General features: G+C 43.6%; 11 protein-coding genes. 2 read left to right on the forward strand and 9 right to left on the reverse strand.

Annotated features, from left to right (window positions below; translation table 11 throughout):
- Positions 1-137: 137 nt before the first annotated feature.
- The 5 genes from DP117_RS28045 to DP117_RS28065 all read right to left on the reverse strand — a co-directional run bounded on the left by DP117_RS28045 (position 138) and on the right by DP117_RS28065 (position 7,514).
- Positions 138-2,651, reverse strand: coding sequence for a DUF3769 domain-containing protein (locus DP117_RS28045; RefSeq protein WP_169221486.1), 2,514 nt, complete (start codon positions 2,649-2,651; stop codon positions 138-140).
- A gap of 266 nt (positions 2,652-2,917) precedes the next feature.
- The gene (locus tag DP117_RS28050; RefSeq protein WP_169221487.1) at positions 2,918-3,034 is read right to left on the reverse strand and encodes a photosystem II reaction center protein I; all 117 of its coding nucleotides are present in this window, start codon (positions 3,032-3,034) and stop codon (positions 2,918-2,920) included.
- Between the two features lie 433 nt (positions 3,035-3,467).
- Positions 3,468-5,375, reverse strand: coding sequence for a 1-deoxy-D-xylulose-5-phosphate synthase (gene dxs / locus DP117_RS28055; RefSeq protein WP_169221488.1), 1,908 nt, complete (start codon positions 5,373-5,375; stop codon positions 3,468-3,470).
- A gap of 200 nt (positions 5,376-5,575) precedes the next feature.
- Positions 5,576-6,256 (reverse strand): S-layer homology domain-containing protein, encoded by a 681-nt coding sequence (locus tag DP117_RS28060; protein WP_169221489.1) that lies wholly within the window; start codon positions 6,254-6,256, stop codon positions 5,576-5,578.
- A 340-nt stretch (positions 6,257-6,596) separates the two neighbouring features.
- A complete protein-coding gene (locus DP117_RS28065; RefSeq protein WP_169221490.1) occupies positions 6,597-7,514 on the reverse strand; it encodes an AEC family transporter in 918 nt (305 codons plus the stop codon).
- 328 nt (positions 7,515-7,842) lie between these two features.
- On the opposite strand from DP117_RS28065, the gene DP117_RS28070 reads away from it, so the two are divergent.
- The gene (locus tag DP117_RS28070) at positions 7,843-8,685 is read left to right on the forward strand and encodes a M15 family metallopeptidase (protein ID WP_169221491.1); all 843 of its coding nucleotides are present in this window, start codon (positions 7,843-7,845) and stop codon (positions 8,683-8,685) included.
- Between the two features lie 13 nt (positions 8,686-8,698).
- Here the strand turns inward: DP117_RS28070 and mrdA (DP117_RS28075) are convergent, their stop codons facing one another.
- A complete protein-coding gene (gene mrdA / locus DP117_RS28075; protein ID WP_169221492.1) occupies positions 8,699-10,576 on the reverse strand; it encodes a penicillin-binding protein 2 in 1,878 nt (625 codons plus the stop codon).
- 259 nt (positions 10,577-10,835) lie between these two features.
- The gene (gene mrdA, locus DP117_RS28080; protein WP_169221493.1) at positions 10,836-12,692 is read right to left on the reverse strand and encodes a penicillin-binding protein 2; all 1,857 of its coding nucleotides are present in this window, start codon (positions 12,690-12,692) and stop codon (positions 10,836-10,838) included.
- 202 nt (positions 12,693-12,894) lie between these two features.
- On the opposite strand from mrdA (DP117_RS28080), the gene DP117_RS28085 reads away from it, so the two are divergent.
- Complete coding sequence (locus DP117_RS28085; RefSeq protein ID WP_339381028.1) at positions 12,895-14,034, forward strand: ABC transporter ATP-binding protein; 1,140 nt, start codon at positions 12,895-12,897, stop codon at positions 14,032-14,034.
- Between the two features lie 26 nt (positions 14,035-14,060).
- On the opposite strand, the gene DP117_RS28090 is transcribed toward DP117_RS28085, so the two are convergent.
- Both DP117_RS28090 and DP117_RS28095 read right to left on the reverse strand, forming a co-directional pair.
- Complete coding sequence (locus DP117_RS28090; RefSeq protein WP_169221496.1) at positions 14,061-14,909, reverse strand: alpha/beta hydrolase; 849 nt, start codon at positions 14,907-14,909, stop codon at positions 14,061-14,063.
- An 88-nt stretch (positions 14,910-14,997) separates the two neighbouring features.
- Positions 14,998-16,303: hypothetical protein (locus DP117_RS28095; protein WP_169221494.1), on the reverse strand; the 1,306-nt coding region annotated here is incomplete at its 5' end.

Genomic DNA, 16,303 nt, shown 5'->3' on the forward strand with positions numbered 1-16,303 from the left:
GGGGTCCCCTTTGGGGTTGGGGGGCGACTACCTCCGGCGCTGGCGCAGCAACGCACTGGCTCCTCTGCGCCTGGAGCGGTTCTTTAAAAAAATTGACTTTGACAAAGAGTTTCTAACCCCGGACTTCTTCCCCTCTACTACTCCCGTTTGACACCACCAACAACTGGCTTCACTTCAGAAGGGTCAGAAAATGGATCAGTACCACCACTCCAATTAAAATCACTAATGCGGAAACTTATACCACCTAATTCTTGCACTGGATTGTAACGCAAAGTGATTCCATAAGTACGGCGACTATATTCCACGATGTAGTCAGTACTACTACGTTCACCAGTATCTAAGTTGACTGATGTTTGAAAGCCAACCCGAAACGGACCGTAAATTTGCTGTACAATTTCACCACTCAATACTCTGTTATCAACCTGACGGTCGAACAAGAAAGGCGATAAACCAGTATTTAAACCTTGGGAGTAACTGACTTTAAATCCGGTATAGTCAAAAAAGGGTCGAGAGAAATGACCGAACTGCCCTTCTAAACCAACGGTACCAGTTATGGTGTTTTGGCTGTCACCACTGCTGTAATAACTTGTTGTGCCAGTGAGTCCACCAAAAGCTCGCACAAAGGGAACAACTGGGTTTGCTGTATATCGTAATCCTTCAGTGGCTGTCGGTGCTAATCCTTTTCCTTGCCAGAGGAAAATGCCTCCATTGAGAGCTGCACTGGCTTGTAGGCGACTTAGTGAAATGCGGTCGTTCTCGCGATCTGGTTTGAGCAAGTCTTGGCGATCTGTGTTGGCTTCAATCAACTGAGCACCACCTTGATAGCTCAAATTGATACCGCTGTTGCCCAAAGGAATGACAGGAGAAAAGATCACACCGCCAAGACTACTTTGGACGGTTTGAAAGCCGAGGGTACCATTGTAAAGGCGATCGCGGTAACTATATTCCAATGCGAGCGTATGGGGATTTTGCTCACCTACTAACTGGCGCAACCGCAAACTCGCTCGCAGGTTGTCTTCTATGTCGTTCAAGTCTAGACTCGTTAACAATCCAGAACCATCAACTGTCGTTCGTGGACTCAAAGTCGCTCTTAGTCTTGACTTCAAACCAAACAGCGATGAAACATTACCACTGTCGCCTTTTATTGCTTTTTGAACAAAAAACTGAGGGGCGACACTTAAGCTGAAACCTTCTCTATTGATGGGTTGAAAGCTACGTTCAACAAACAAGCCTCCTCGTTGATCTCCATCAAAGCCAATAGATGCGATTCCAGGGGTGACATCTCGCTTATTACGGTCAATGACCTGTTCATCTTTGGGAATGGGTACAGATGGTCCTTGACCAAAAACTAAACGTTGTCGCTGTGTCTTAATGCGATCGCGTAAAGGTGTCTCGCGTGTCAGGGTGACTTTATCTGCCCTTAAGACTAACTCTGGGGGTGAAAAGGGGTCGTTGGTTAGGCGGACATCTCTTGCTTGCCAACCCCTGGGGTAAAAATCAATTTTTCCAGCTTCAAAACGCACTCGTCTGACTTGACCCCCTTGTTTTGGCACAGGTAAGTTACTCGCATTTCCTGTACCACCGAGGTTAATATTAAGTCCTCCAGGACTGCTCGCTTGCAGGGGTTGATTTTCTGTAATACGCTCACTCAGAGGGCGTGTTGGTGCTCCTCCGGCTGTGACATCGGTGGGTAGGAAAGAGAAATCTTGCCCTGCTGTTGGTAGAAAAATATCACCTCTACCGTTTGTCATTTCTCCACTATCTTGGACAATATTATAAGTAAAGCGCTGACCACGCAGGATTTGGTCGCCTCGTGTGAGGACAACATTTCCGTCTCCGACTGCAATTAAGTTATCTAAACTAACTTGCAGGCGATCGGCATCTATAACTGCCCCATCAAACCGTACAACCACATTACCCTCAGCCGTAACAATCCGCCGCTGCTCGTCATATTCCTGCTTATCAGAAGTGACTTCCACAATTCTTTCTCTGGCGGTCGGTGTGTTAGAAGGTGGAGTTGTGCCAGATGGTTGACTTTTTTTATCAGTTGTGCTATGGGGCTGTCCTGTCGGTGCCGGTTGATTTTGGGAATTTGGGACAGGAGTGGACTGTTGTGTTGTTTGGTTGCGAATTTTGAATTCTATCTGTACTGGTTGCTCATTCGGTGATTTTTCAGTCGAGGCGTCACCCTGATTTGGTGTTTGGGCTGTCTTAAGGCCGCGTTGTGTTACCTTCTGAGATAACTTTTCTAGCTTGGTGACTGTTTGAGCAACTGGTTCTCCAGCAATGAATGTTTGAGTTGGTGCATTTGTGCTGCTACCATTTGAGGGATGAGAGGTTTCGGGCTGCTGTAGCGGATAACCAATCGAAAGCTCCTGACCCAATGAAGCTGCACTTTTAGAAGCAGTGATGGGAGAAAATTCAGGTGAGAAAGTTTCCGGCTCACTTGGTGCAGCTAAAGTCTTAGCGACTGATAAATGATTATCAGTTGGCTTTGGCGCGGCAGTTTGGAGTGGAGTTGTTTGCCGTTGTACCTCAAATTTCTCTTTCCCCAGTGCTTTGGTGTCAGTCGTCACAACTGACACGGAATTTGCTGATTGTAGAGATTTGAGAATAGGAGGCGGTTCGGGCGGCGGAACTGGATGAGGCATACTCTAGCAGGAATCAAGCTAACAAACAGCCAAGAAGTTGCCGGAAGGACATGACACATTATGCCTTCCGGCTTTTGCCTTTGATCTAGATTAAGCTAGATAAAAATTTAGGCAAGCCGCCCCGGAGGACACTGTTGTGATGAACGTAAGCTCGGTAGAATATCTCTTTAGCAAACGAGGCGAAAGGGTTTCCCAATTTGAGCTAAGTGTCCTTTGGCGTATAATGTAGTCCGCCTTCCGGTAGTCGAAGAGGATTTGTCGTGCTTTTACTCGAGATCCTGACGACCGGGGTTACGAGCAGGGTCATTCGACAAAAATCCAAAGACGAACAGAGAGACAAAGAAGGCAACAACTATATAAACAACGATTTTTAAAGTCAGCATGTTTAGAGATCTCCTTTGGGTATGAGAAGCTTTCAGTGTCTGCAACGCAGAAAAGATAGCTCTTTTATCTTACCGAAATCTTGTTCTCTTTTAGGAGAATACTGACAGTAGATGTGCAAATCACGGTTTCCAGCAGGGGGTTTAAAATCTTTTGCTTTGTTTACCCACCAAACTTGACAAAGAATTTTGCCGCAACTCAAGTGTGCAGGTTTTCGGTTATTTGAGCTGTAGATACTCCTTAATTTTGAGTTGTCAATTGCTTGATCTCTCTAGTTAATGTTAGACGTTGACTTGAGGCAGATGTTTCCCACAATTTCAAATGTTGAGAGGTTGATCAGTTTCACAATGCCGTTCCTAAAAAATTTACCATTGAGTTTGGAGCTTTGAATTGACATCCTTCCACCCTAGAGGATGTCAATTCAAAGCAAGTCATTTAACCGACAGCAGAAAACTCTCTCTTAAAGAAAGCTTGCAATACCGTTTGAGCTATCTGAGGACTCGTCAAACCAATTTCTGCTTTAGATTGATTTGGTTCGGCATGTTCCACTAAAGCATCTGGCACACCAATGCGTTTAACAGGAACAACAATGTCAGCATCTAACAGCGCTTCTGCGACTGCTGAACCGAAGCCCCCCATCACACAACCTTCTTCCAAGGTAACTACGCGCCCAATTTTTTGAGCTAATGGGAAAATTAATTCGGTATCTAGAGGCTTAGCAAAACGGGCATTAATCACAGTGGCTTCAATGCCATGTTCTGAAAGAATCTCCGCAGCTTGCAGTGCTGGGCTTACCATTGTACCATAACCTAGTATCAACACATCGTCGCCGTTCCGGAGAATTTCCGCTTTGCCGATTTCTAAAGCTTCCCAACCTTCTTCCATAAGAGGAACGCCGTAACCGTTACCGCGAGGGAAGCGCATGGCAATTGGTCCTGTGGTATGATTCACACCAGTGACGACCATTCGTTGCAGTTCTGCTTCATCTTTGGGTGCCATGAGTACCATGTTGGGGATGCAACGGAGATAGGCAATGTCGTACATTCCTTGGTGAGTGGGACCGTCAGCACCAACAATTCCTGCCCGATCTAGACAGAAGAACACTGGCAGATTTTGGATACAGACATCGTGAATGATTTGGTCGTAGGCGCGTTGCAAGAAGGTGGAGTAGATAGCGACAACAGGACGCATTCCGTCAGTTGCGAGTCCCGCAGCAAGGGTGACGGCGTGTTGTTCGGCAATACCGACATCAATATATTGATTGGGTAGCTTAGCTTGTAGTTTGTCTAACCCTGTCCCTGTTGCCATTGCGGCAGTGATACCAAGAATTTTGGGGTTTTGTTCAGCGAGTTTGACTAAGGTATGGGCAAATACTTTAGAGTAAGCAGGGGGTTTGGGTTTGCTAGAGGGAACGGCTTTACCAGTGGAAAGGTTGAAAGGGTTTTGGGCGTGGTAGCCAACTTTGTCTTGTTCAGCAATTTCATAGCCTTTGCCCTTGACTGTTGCGACGTGTACCAAAACTGGTCCTGGGATTTGATGTGCTTGTTGGAAAGTCGCAATCAATTCCTCTAAATTATGCCCGTCCACAGGTCCCATGTAGGTAAAGCCGAGTTCTTCAAACACTGCGCCGACTTTGGGGACAGCTAGGCGCTTCATTCCTTCTTTGATGCGTCCTAGTTCAGGAGAAAGAGATTCACCAACAAAAGGAATTTGCTTGAACTGTTCTTCAAAGTTGTCGGTGAGAAACTGCATCGGAGGACTGAGGCGCATTTTGTTCAAATAGCGGGGTATTGCGCCGACGTTAGGAGATATAGACATCTCATTGTCGTTGAGGACAACAAGCAGGTTGGTTTTGGGCATGTGTCCAGCATGGTTGATGGCTTCTAATGCCATACCGCCAGTTAATGCACCATCACCGATAATAGCGGCAACTTTGAATTTTTCGCCTTTAAAATCCCGTGCTAAAGCCATACCCAATGCTGCAGAAATACTGGTAGAAGCGTGTCCTGCACCAAAGTGGTCAAACTTGCTTTCACAGCGCTTGAGATAACCAGCGATTCCATCCTTTTGTCGTAAAGTATCAAAGCGATTGTATCGCCCTGTAATCAGTTTGTGAGGATATGCTTGGTGTCCTACATCCCAAATAACTTTATCACGATCTAAGTCTAGCGTTTGGTAAAGTCCCAGCGTCAACTCTACAACACCCAATCCTGGTCCCAGGTGTCCACCAGTCGCTGCTACAGTTTGGAGATGTTTGTCTCGAATCTGATGGGCAATCTGTTGCAGTTGTCTAATTGATAAACCATGCAACTGGTTAGGATGGGTAATCTCGCTCAAGTGCATATTGTAGTGTTTTCCTCTCTACTTTTTCGTATTTTTGATTTTCCCACGCTCAGGTGAAGCAGTACCTCATACTGTCTAGCATTTATTTGCCTAGACTGAAGTTGAGGTACGGCAATAGTTTGGAAGGAAAATCAGAACTTTTCCATTTACAAAGTTTTACGTAAATGCTGAGAGTACTTCAAATAATGTATGTGCTCGCTTCAGCGAGAAGATTCTGGATTATTATTACCACCAGGGATTTCTGGCGTTTCCGGTTGTGGCTGTTGTCTTTGCAAATATTTACTCAATACGTAAGCCATGTCCCCACGCGTCATCGGTTGTGAGGGTGAAAGATTGCCTTGTGTATCTGTATTGACAAATCCTTCACTTGCTGCTGTGGCGATCGCCTTCTTTGCCCAAGCAGGAATAGATGCTGCATCTGGATATTGAGAAAGAATTTCATTGACAGTTTCATCTGGAAACTGGAAAACTCCATATGCTTGAGCAAAAATCGCTAAAGCTTCAGCCCTAGTTATTCTTTGATTTGGGAAAAACAGATTCCCGCGATAGCCTTTCATAATATCAGTTTTTAAGACTATCTGAATATCATTAAACGCTGGATTGGAAGGAGGAACATCTGTCACTTTGACATTCTCTTTGGTGACAGCTTGTCGTTTATCCAGTTGAAAGCCTTTCACCAGAATAGACGCTAATTCTGCCCGACTGAGCAAACGTTCTGGATAGAACTGTCCATCTGGGTAGTTGGTCATCACTTTGGCAGCAACTACTCGTGCAATTGAGTTGGATGTTTTTTCAGTGCTGGGTTTTTCTTGAGCATGGATTATGTTAGGAATAAATAGCAGTAGTGCCACTGCTGAAAGAGTACCGAGAAGCTGACGCATAATGACAAGCACTTTTAGTTGCGACTGGTGAATGCAAGAAAACTACGCTACCTAGTACTCTACCAAGGGAATTTTGAGGGGTAAATAAAAAACCACAAAGGCACATAGACACGAAGTGGCTTCCCGCAGGGTAGAGCACAAAGTAAGAGGAAAAGAAGATGAATTTGAGAGTTGATCAACCAAGCATTGTTGGTGTGGTGGACTACTAGGCTAACATCAACTTTAGTTTACCTAGATCAGGAAACACAGCACATTCATTGACGAATTTATGCTTAGTAATGTTGCACACACCTATAGTTATTTGAGAGGTTGTGCGACGAATGATGCAAAAGACCTAAGATCAAAACAGCCATAACCAAATTGGCAGAGTCACGAGCAAGACCATAGAACCGATAGCCAACGCAGTCACTGCAAGGTCGCGGTCAAGATGAAAAGTTTCGGCAATCACCAGCGTTGCAAAAGCTGGAGGCATAGCCATTTGCAAAACAATCGCCCTTGCTGTTGTCCCAGTTAAACCAAAAAGTGGTAAGATGCTACCTAAAATAAGAGGGACAAGTAGCATTTTAATTCCGATGCTGACGCTTGCCCTTGGTAAACTATGCCACGAAGTCAGTTTGCCCAGTCGCATTCCAATAAGTATCAAAGATAAAGCAACACAACTCCAAGCAACTAACTCTAGCCAAAATTCAACTGGTGCAGGGATTTTGACCTCCCGAAATAGTAAGCCAAAACCAAAACTCCATAGAGCCGGATTAATAATAATTGCTTTAATAACCTGTAAATGACTATGAACACCACCACCAAAACGAGCAGCCAAGGCAACACCAAGTCCATAAGCCCCCAATGTTGTCCCTAGTAAATCATAAAAGAGTGCCCAAGCAAAGTATTGTGTACCAACTATTGACAGGATGATAGGATAGCCAAGATATCCTGTGTTACCGACCATTGCCGCTAAAATAAAACTTCCTTGAGTCGATTTGTGGGGAGCTGTATTTGTGAGATAAGCCTGTCCTTTAATTGCTATCCAAGCGAAAAGTGCTCCTAGTAAAATAGCTAAGTAGGCGATCGCTGGTGCAATCCAAATCTGTCCTGATAAGTCTGCTTTACGTAAGAAAACGACAACACCTATCGGCACTCCCACCCAATAAAGGAACTGTCCTAAACGGGTAGGAACCGTAGTAGACAGCCTGCGTCCTATAGTGTATCCTATCAGGACAAAGAACACTAACTTGAGATAAAGTTCTACAAGGTTTGTCAAAATGAAACCATTAGGTGTAGATGCAAAATTTCACAGCCTTTGAAACACAAAGCCCAATGCGACGGCAAACTGCATCAATGCCTGTCTAGCAAAAAGTATGCCTGGTCACACCAATTGCCACAAAGCGATGACATTTCAGTTGCCAGTCGCCGGATTAACAGTAAGTTTACAACGATTTTATAACTATTTTTCTGTACGGGTAAAATAAATGAGATGTAAACAACTAAAACTGGGCATTGCGGCTAAAAATTTCGCTTGCGTTCATTTTTAGAGTCAAAATAAGTGTCAAAATGTGTTATGGATACTGAACAAACGCAGGAGTTGAGCTTTGGATAAAGCTGGGTTTTCTGAGAAACCGCAAAACAGACAATCTACTTCCGGTGAAGATATTCCGGAAGCTTTGCGTGATACTCCTGATGCAGCACCCAAGGTTAGTATTCGCCCGTTGATTTTCATCATTGGGGGAGTGGTAGGAGTTGTGTTGATAGCCGTTGTGAGCGGTTTTTTGTTTTTTGTTGTCACACCTAAAAAGACAAAGGATTCTCAGTCTTCCCCCGCTAGTTCAACTTCTGCAACTCAATCAAAATCAGGGAATTCAGCTACCTCAAAAGATAAGACAGTTTTAGGTCATTTTCCTTACTCAGAAGCCCCGGAATCAGAACTAGAGCCGATTTCTAATAATCGGCGCATCAGAATGCGAAAAGCCGCAGCGCAAAAGTTTCAAGAAATGTCAGCAGCTGCGCGGAGTGCTGGTGTCATATTAGTACCCATTTCCGGTTTTCGCTCTATCAAAGACCAAGAACAGTTGTTTGTTAGCATTGCTGCTCAACGTAATCAGACTCCAGCGCAACGAGCTGCTGTCAGCGCTCCTCCTGGTAACAGCGAACATCATACAGGTTATGCTGTGGATATTGGGGATGGAGCAGTACCAGCAACAAATCTAACTACCAACTTTGAAAAAACAAAGGCTTATCAATGGCTGCAAGCTAATGCAGCGCGTTTCAGTTTTGAGATCTCCTTTCCTAAGGATAATGCTCAAGGTGTGAGTTATGAACCTTGGCACTGGCGTTTTGTAGGCGATCGCGATAGCTTAAAAACTTTCTACGAAGCCAAAAATATGAAACCTGCTCAGATTGGGCAACAAGAAGAGTTAGAGAGTGGGGGGAGATAAGAAAGTGAGCTCCTCATCTTCTAGATTCATTGCGTCGCCTGATTTTTAGAGTCTGAGTTTTTGGCTTTGAACCTTCAGTATCAGTTTTCTTGTACTTCTTCGGAGACTTGTTGTGAAAATATTCTTCCATCACTTCTAACACCATTGGGGCAGCAACACTACCGCCACCACCGCCAGAATGTTCAGCAAATGCCAACACAACAATTTCTGGCTGATCGCTAGGAGCATATGCTCCAAACCATGCATGATTTGCTTTGACACGATGACTCTTCCACGCCTCAGCTGTACCACTTTTACCAGATACTGGAGGAATTGTTGATACATTCAGGACCTTACCTGTACCCTCAGATATCACCTTCCGCAGTCCTTCACGAAGAATCTTGGTGGTGCTTGGTTTCATATTTAGGGATTCTCGCCAGCTTTTTGCTTGTTCATTGTCTTTGAGCAAGTGTGGTTTAACTTTATAACCGCCATTCGCTGGAACAGAGAACATCACAGCAACTTGTAGTGGTGTAGTTTGCAAAGCACCTTGACCAATAGACATATTAATGCTATCGCCTACAGTCCAAGGTATTTTCCACATTTTCTGCTTCCACGCTTCATCTGGAACATGACCTTTCGTTTCTTCGGTTGTGAACTCAATGCCAGTTTTTTGACCAAATCCGTATTTGCGAGTCCATTCAATGAGAGTAGGACCACCGACTTTCCTACCAATTTGGTAGAAAAAAGTATCACTACTCATTGCTAAAGCGCCTGTAAATCCCAATCGACCAAATCCAGCGTGGTTCCATTCACCAAACGTGACTCCACCAACGGTGAGGGAACCGTAGGTTTGCAGCACTGTGTCGGGAGAAAATTTGCCTGATTCCAATCCTGCTGTCGCAGTGACTATTTTGAAAGTACTGGCGGGTGGAAAAGCACTGGCGACAGCGCGATTCAGTAAGGGATGGTTTTCACCTTGTACGCTTTGCCAATCTTTTTCAGAAAGTGTTCGCTTGGAAAAGATATTCGGGTCAAACGTGGGATGAGACACCATTGCTAAAACACCACCGTTATTGGGGTTGAGTGCAACAATAACGCCGTTACGTCCAGTTAAAGCTTTTTGGGCTGCCTTTTGGACATTCAAATCTATAGTCAGGTGAATATCATTACCTGCTTTTGCCTGCTTTTCTCCTAACACTCGAATGAGACGACCTTTACCATCTACTTCAACTTGGCGACCACCCCATTCACCACGCAACCGCTGTTCGTACGCTTTTTCTACCCCCATTTGACCAATCACATCTCCCAAGCGGTAGCCTTCTTGTTTCTTTTTTTTCAACTGCTGCGGTGTCAATTCTCTAGTATAACCCAGCACATGACCTAATTCCTTGCCATATGGATAGTCACGTACAGCTTCTGTATTAATTTCGACATTTGGTAATTCGTTTTGATACTCTTTCAATGCAGTGATTTCCGCTTCACTGAGGTCACGAGCAATTCGTACGAGAGAAGTGGCGTCAGCACCAGCATCATCTAATTTTTTTTCTATCTCGTGTTGAGGTATTTTAAGAAGCTTCTCAAGACGCGGACCAACAACTGACCAGGATGGCATTGTGTGTGCCATTGGTAACAAATAAACAGAACGTGGATAGCGAGTTGTCGCAAGTAATTTGCCATTACGGTCAAAAATATTACCTCTATCTGGTTGTTTAGGAATGATCCGAATCCGGTTTGCCTCGGCTCGCTTGCGATAATTTGCGCCTTCCACAATTTGCAAATACAATAGACGAGCACCAATACCAGTTGTCATCAATAAGGTAAATATGATGAAGAATAACGGCTGGAAACCCCGTCCTACAGTACGCGCATCTTTTTTCCTGGCTAATTGAGGTCGTTGCAGTAGCGTCATATCACAAAATAGCGATTCCGAGAATCGCATGAATCTTATACGATTACGCCAAAGTTCTACCTGGGATTGACAGAAAAACAACCCTGATAGTACAGCACTCTTTATTTGGTTTTTCCTATCTAGAATAAACCAGATTGTTGTCAGTAGTCTGCATTAATTAGTATTTTTCCAGAGAAAAAAGCTAAACTCAGTTATCACTTAGCAGTTATCAGTGATCAACAGCTGAGTGTTTACTGATAACTGCTAACTGTTCATTGTTTTAATTTCCAGTTCTACGTCTTGAGTTCTGAGTTTTCGCTTTTAATTCTTTAGACTCAGTTTTTTTATACTTACCTGGATATTTCTTCTGAAAATACTCTTCCAGGACTTGTAAGACAATCGGTCCACAGTTGCTAGCACCACCACCACCAGAATTTTCACCAAACGCCACAACGACAATCTCTGGCTTATCAGCAGGAGCATATGCTCCAAACCAAGTATGATTAGGGCGACCAACACCAGCCTCAGCAGTACCACTCTTACCAGATGCAGGGGGAATTGATGCTACTTTTAATCGTGTTCCTGTACCATCTGTGACGACTCTGCGCAATCCTTCGCGAAGAACTTTGATGGTACTTGGCTTCATATTTAAGGATTCTCGCCAATTCTTTGCTTCTTCATGGTCTTTGAGCAAGTGTGGTTTCACTCTATAACCACCGTTAGCAGGAACCGCGAACATGATCGCAGCTTGGAGTGGTGTGGTTTGCAAAGCACCTTGACCAATTGACATATTAATGGTATCGCCTACAGTCCAAGGCATTTTCCACACTTTTCGCTTCCATCTGTCATCTGGAACATTACCTTTTGATTCTTCATCCGGAAATTCAATACCGGTTTTTTTGCCAAATCCATACTTACGAGTCCATTCAATCAAAGTTGGACCACCTATTCTCCTACCAACTTGATAGAAGAAGGTATCACTACTCATGGCGATCGCACCTTGAAATCCTAATGGACCGAATCCTGCGTGGTTCCACTCACCGAAGGTGACTCCCCCAATCGTCAGAGAACCGTAGGTTTGTAGCACTGTACTCGGAGAAAATTTACCTGATTCCAACCCTGCTGTTGTGGTTATAATTTTATAAGTACTCGCAGGTGGAAAGGCACTCAGGGCACGATTGACGAGGGGAAAGTTACTACCTTGTACACTTTGCCAGTCCTTCTGAGAAAGTCTTTGCTTCGAGAAGATATTCGGGTCAAAATTAGGACGAGACACCATTGCCAAAACAGCCCCATTATTCGGGTCTATTGCGACAATCGCACCCCTAGGTAATGTCAAAGCTTTTTGGGCTGCTTTTTGTAAATTCAAATCTATAGTCAGGTGAATATCATTACCTGCTTTTGCTTGTTTTTCTCCTAACACTCGAATTGGGCGACCTTTACCATCTACTTCAACTTGCTGACCACCCCATTCTCCTCGTAACAAATTTTCATACGCTTTTTCCACCCCCATCTGACCAATCACATCTCCCAAACGGTAGCCTTCTTTTTTCTTCTTTTTCAACTGCTGGGGCGTCAGTTCTCTTGTATAGCCTAGTACATGAGCCATTTCCTTGCCATGTGGGTAGTAGCGTACAGCTTCTGTATGAATTTCGACATTTGGTAATTCTGTTTCATACTCCTTCAATCCAGTAATTTCCGCTTCGGTGAGGTCACGAGCAATCCGTACTAGAGAAGTCGCATCAGCACCAGCCTCCTCTAATTTCTTTTCTATTTCTTGTTGGGGTATTTGAAGAACCTTCTCAAGACGCGGACCGACGACTGACCAAGATGGCTTAGTGTGTGCCATTGGCCACAAGTATACAGAACGCGGATAACGAGTTGTTGCGAGTAGTTTGCCATGACGGTCAAAAATATTACCTCTTTCTGGTTGTTTAGCGATTGTCCGAATTCGGTTTGCTTCTGCTCGTACCTTGAATTTATGTCCTTCAATGATTTGCAAATATGCTAAGCGGGTATTGATCCCAGCTAACATCAGCAAGGTAAATATGATAAAAAATATAGGCTGTAAACCTCGTCCAACTGTACGGACTTCTCGATTTTTTTTGCCGACTGGAGGTAACTTTAATGTAGACATAGAACAATATCCAGTTCCAATATAAATTTTCTTGGTATAAACTTAAGTGAAATCCTTCTGGTGTATTCCACGTTGGGACACCCAGAACAGTATATTTTTCGTAATTTTTTTTTGCCGAGTCGAATCAACCAAAGTGTAACTTGTGGTACGCCTAATCGACTATATGAGTACACCAAAAAACTGAAGAGGAAGGAGCTAGCTAGTGGATTATGGCTCAAGCTTGGTCACAAAACAGGGTGAAAGGGCGACTTTTGAGTCGTTGGATGTTGAGCTGCATAACGTTTTCAAGTTTTTTAATCAAGAGCCAGCGGTAAACGGAGTATACTTAGATATCAGACAGGGAGAATTTTTTAGTATCCTGGGTCCTTCTGGGTGTGGCAAGACAACGATGCTACGCTTAATAGCAGGGTTTGAAAAAGCTGATGCTGGCAAGGTGGTCATTCAAGGTCATTCGATGACAGATGTTCCTCCTTATCGCCGACCTGTCAACACAGTATTTCAAAGCTATGCTTTGTTTAATCACTTAAATGTTTGGGACAATGTTGCGTTTGGGCTGCGATTAAAAAAATTACGCAAAGCGGAAATTGAAAGTAGAGTTAAACAAGCTCTGGAACTGGTAAAAATGGAAGGGTTGCGATCGCGCTTTCCCAATCAACTTTCTGGTGGTCAACAGCAAAGGGTAGCATTAGCAAGAGCACTTGTGAATCGACCTGCACTCTTGTTACTAGATGAACCTCTTGGAGCGCTAGACTTAAAACTGCGTAAACAAATGCAGGTTGAACTCTCAAGTTTACATAAACAGCTAGGGTTGACCTTTATTATGGTGACTCACGACCAGGAAGAAGCATTATCCTTGTCGGATCGCATTGCGGTGATGAATCAAGGCAAAATTGAGCAAATAGGCACCCCAAGCGAAATCTACGAAGAACCACGCACAGTCTTTGTAGCTGATTTTATTGGTGATACCAATTTATTTGAAGGTGAAATCGCAGGTGTGGATGCTTCTTTTGTTAAAGTTGTGACAAAAAAAGGACTCTCTATTGTTGTGACTCGCCAGCAAGACACACCAACTGAAATATCGCAAACAGTAGTCATCAGCGTACGTCCAGAAAAAATTCAGCTTTCGCTTTATAAACCCAGTTTGCAAACGAACTGCTTTGAAGGACGGCTAGTCAATATTATGTATCTAGGAACGCACGTTAATTATATTGTGCAATTAACAAACGGCGTACGCGTGACTGTTTTACAGCCGGGTACTTTTGGGAATTTACCAGATCGTGAAACTCCGATTTACGCTTGGTGGGCCCAAGGTGATTGTCAGGCGTTATCTCCAAATGGTTAAAACAGGAAGATATTCAATTTCATATTTTAGGAAACAGTGGGAGTCGTTAATTGATCTGACTGTAAGGCGTGTTGCTTGTGTTTTGCTAAGAAATCGAGTACTGTTTTAGCTACAGCACCTGCTGACTCTACTACAAAAGCATGACCACCATCAAGGACGACTAATTCAGCATTTGGGATACCAGTTGCAAGTTGTTCCGAAAATTTAACTGGAGTCAGAAGGTCATCTTTGCCAACCACAACTAATGTAGGCGTACAAATGTTTGTTAGGCGATCGCTCGTATTGCTCTTTAAAATGGCTTGGCTTTGATGATAAAGTCCGTGAGGTAATGGTGGAAAAGGATTGTTTTCAATGAGATCATTAACCTGTTCAATAGCCCCTTCTGTTGAGTAAAACGCATCGGAAAACATCCAAGGTAATAAAATCTTTTGGTGATAAATGGTGGAGTCTAATTTTGATGCCAAATCGCCAAACATCTCGATGAGGGCGTGAAACTTCCTGTCTCCTTTTGTCCAAGATGAGAGCAATATCAAGCTTTGGACTTTTTCCGGATGCGCTAAAGTCAATTCTTGAGCAATTTGTCCACCCATCGAATGACCTACTACATGAACAAAGTTGATACCCAATTCATCGAGTAGTGCTGCTGCATCTACAGCCATTTGCTTAATGCTGTAGGGACTATCCGGTGCAAAACTTTGCCCAATACCTCGGTTGTCAAATCTGATAACTTGATATTCCTCGACGAGTAATGGCATGATTGCAGACCAAGTTGAGATATCACTATCAAATCCAGCGATTAAGAGTAATGGTTCTTTTTCACTATTACCTTGGATGTCGTAGAATAAATCAATTCCGTTAATGAGAACTTTGGGCATAATTAATAGTTCCTGAACCATTACATCCTGGCTGCTTCACATTTTTTCATCTGTCTTCCCTCCTGGAGACTCCCACTGTACCTGTAGTTTACTTTCTTCGCGAAAGCCTTCGCAAAAATAGACCAATTTTCACAAATATGTCTTCTAGCCAAAGCATAACGCGGTCTAGCGACTCAAGAATTTGCTCCAGAAGATGCTTATCATATCCAATTGTATGAGCTTGTGTCTCAATCCAATCAGGCTTTGCTTCAATTTGAGTGGTATTTTGTTGCTGGCGAAGGATTTCTCCTTTGTTAGTCTCACTTTCAGATTTAGAACTAGATTTAGAACTCACAGAGTCAGGAGATAAAGAAAACTTCCAACTTTTGTGCTTCTTACGGAGGGGCTGCACTAACGTGTAGCGTACCCGGAAGACATATTTGGAATTTTGGATTTTGAGAGAAGTTGGAGTGGAAGCTTCCGCGTCTCTAATCTGTGCCCTTTGGGCACGCTGCGCTAGCGGTGATATTGAATTAATTTGTCTGGTTTTCCTCAAAAAAGGACTGGGGGGGAGAGCAGATTTTGTAGACTCAGATGTTGTTACAAATAATTGTTGCTCGTGAACAACCTGTGTAACCTCTTGCATATCCCCAAACAAATCATCCATAGTTAACCAAGGATCTTCTATGTTGTGGTTTGTCAAATCAGGACTTTTGGGCAAAGCTGGGGAAGAATGACGTTTTGGTAGTTTTGCAATTTTTGATTTCTGATTGGAACCTATATTTTTTGGAGTTTTTGGCTTTAATTTCTTAGTCTTGCGTTCTCCAAAAAAGTAATGAACTGCCCCCCAAATCAAAGCTTGAATTTTCGAGATTTGATCTTCCCAATCAGCATCTAATCCTGTTTGTTTAGTGGTGAGTTGCTGCTGTTTGCCGTAGAGAAAAATGTTTAGCTGAGTTTGAACAGCTTGGAGCAATTGTCCACTAGTACGAGATATCGATGCGATCGCGATCGCATGAGATTCTATTTGGGCGATCGCTGCGTCTAGTAATGGTAGTCCACGGGAAATAATAGGTAAAGATTGGTACTGATTTTTATTTTCTGTTTCTGTTGACTCTGGTAAAGCAGGTGTGATCTCTTTTTTACCTGAAATCAACTTATTCAACAAACGATCAATTTCAGGTAATAATTTTGTTTCGTCTCCTAGTTGAGGAGACTGCCAAGAACGCCAATATGTAGCAATTTCCTCAAGAATCCGGTTTTGCAATTTTTCCTGTTGCTGGGGCGTCAAAATATCGAGAATTTCATTTTCCGCAGTGACGAGTACTAAATTGCGATTTGCCAAAAGTGAAGCAATTCCCTGCACCGTTGTTGGAGGTGAGGTGGTGAGATGATGGGGTGATGGGGTGATGGGG

The organism is Brasilonema sp. UFV-L1 (assembly GCF_012912105.1).
Lineage (GTDB): Bacteria > Cyanobacteriota > Cyanobacteriia > Cyanobacteriales > Nostocaceae > Brasilonema.

Coding starts and splice junctions, on each gene's coding strand:
- DP117_RS28045 (WP_169221486.1), bottom strand. CDS start 2,651: ATGCCTCATCCAGTTCCGCCGCCCGAACCGCCTCCTATTCTCAAATCT.
- DP117_RS28050 (WP_169221487.1), bottom strand. CDS start 3,034: ATGCTGACTTTAAAAATCGTTGTTTATATAGTTGTTGCCTTCTTTGTC.
- dxs (WP_169221488.1), bottom strand. CDS start 5,375: ATGCACTTGAGCGAGATTACCCATCCTAACCAGTTGCATGGTTTATCA.
- DP117_RS28060 (WP_169221489.1), bottom strand. CDS start 6,256: ATGCGTCAGCTTCTCGGTACTCTTTCAGCAGTGGCACTACTGCTATTT.
- mrdA (WP_169221492.1), bottom strand. CDS start 10,576: ATGACGCTACTGCAACGACCTCAATTAGCCAGGAAAAAAGATGCGCGT.
- mrdA (WP_169221493.1), bottom strand. CDS start 12,692: ATGTCTACATTAAAGTTACCTCCAGTCGGCAAAAAAAATCGAGAAGTC.
- DP117_RS28090 (WP_169221496.1), bottom strand. CDS start 14,909: ATGCCCAAAGTTCTCATTAACGGAATTGATTTATTCTACGACATCCAA.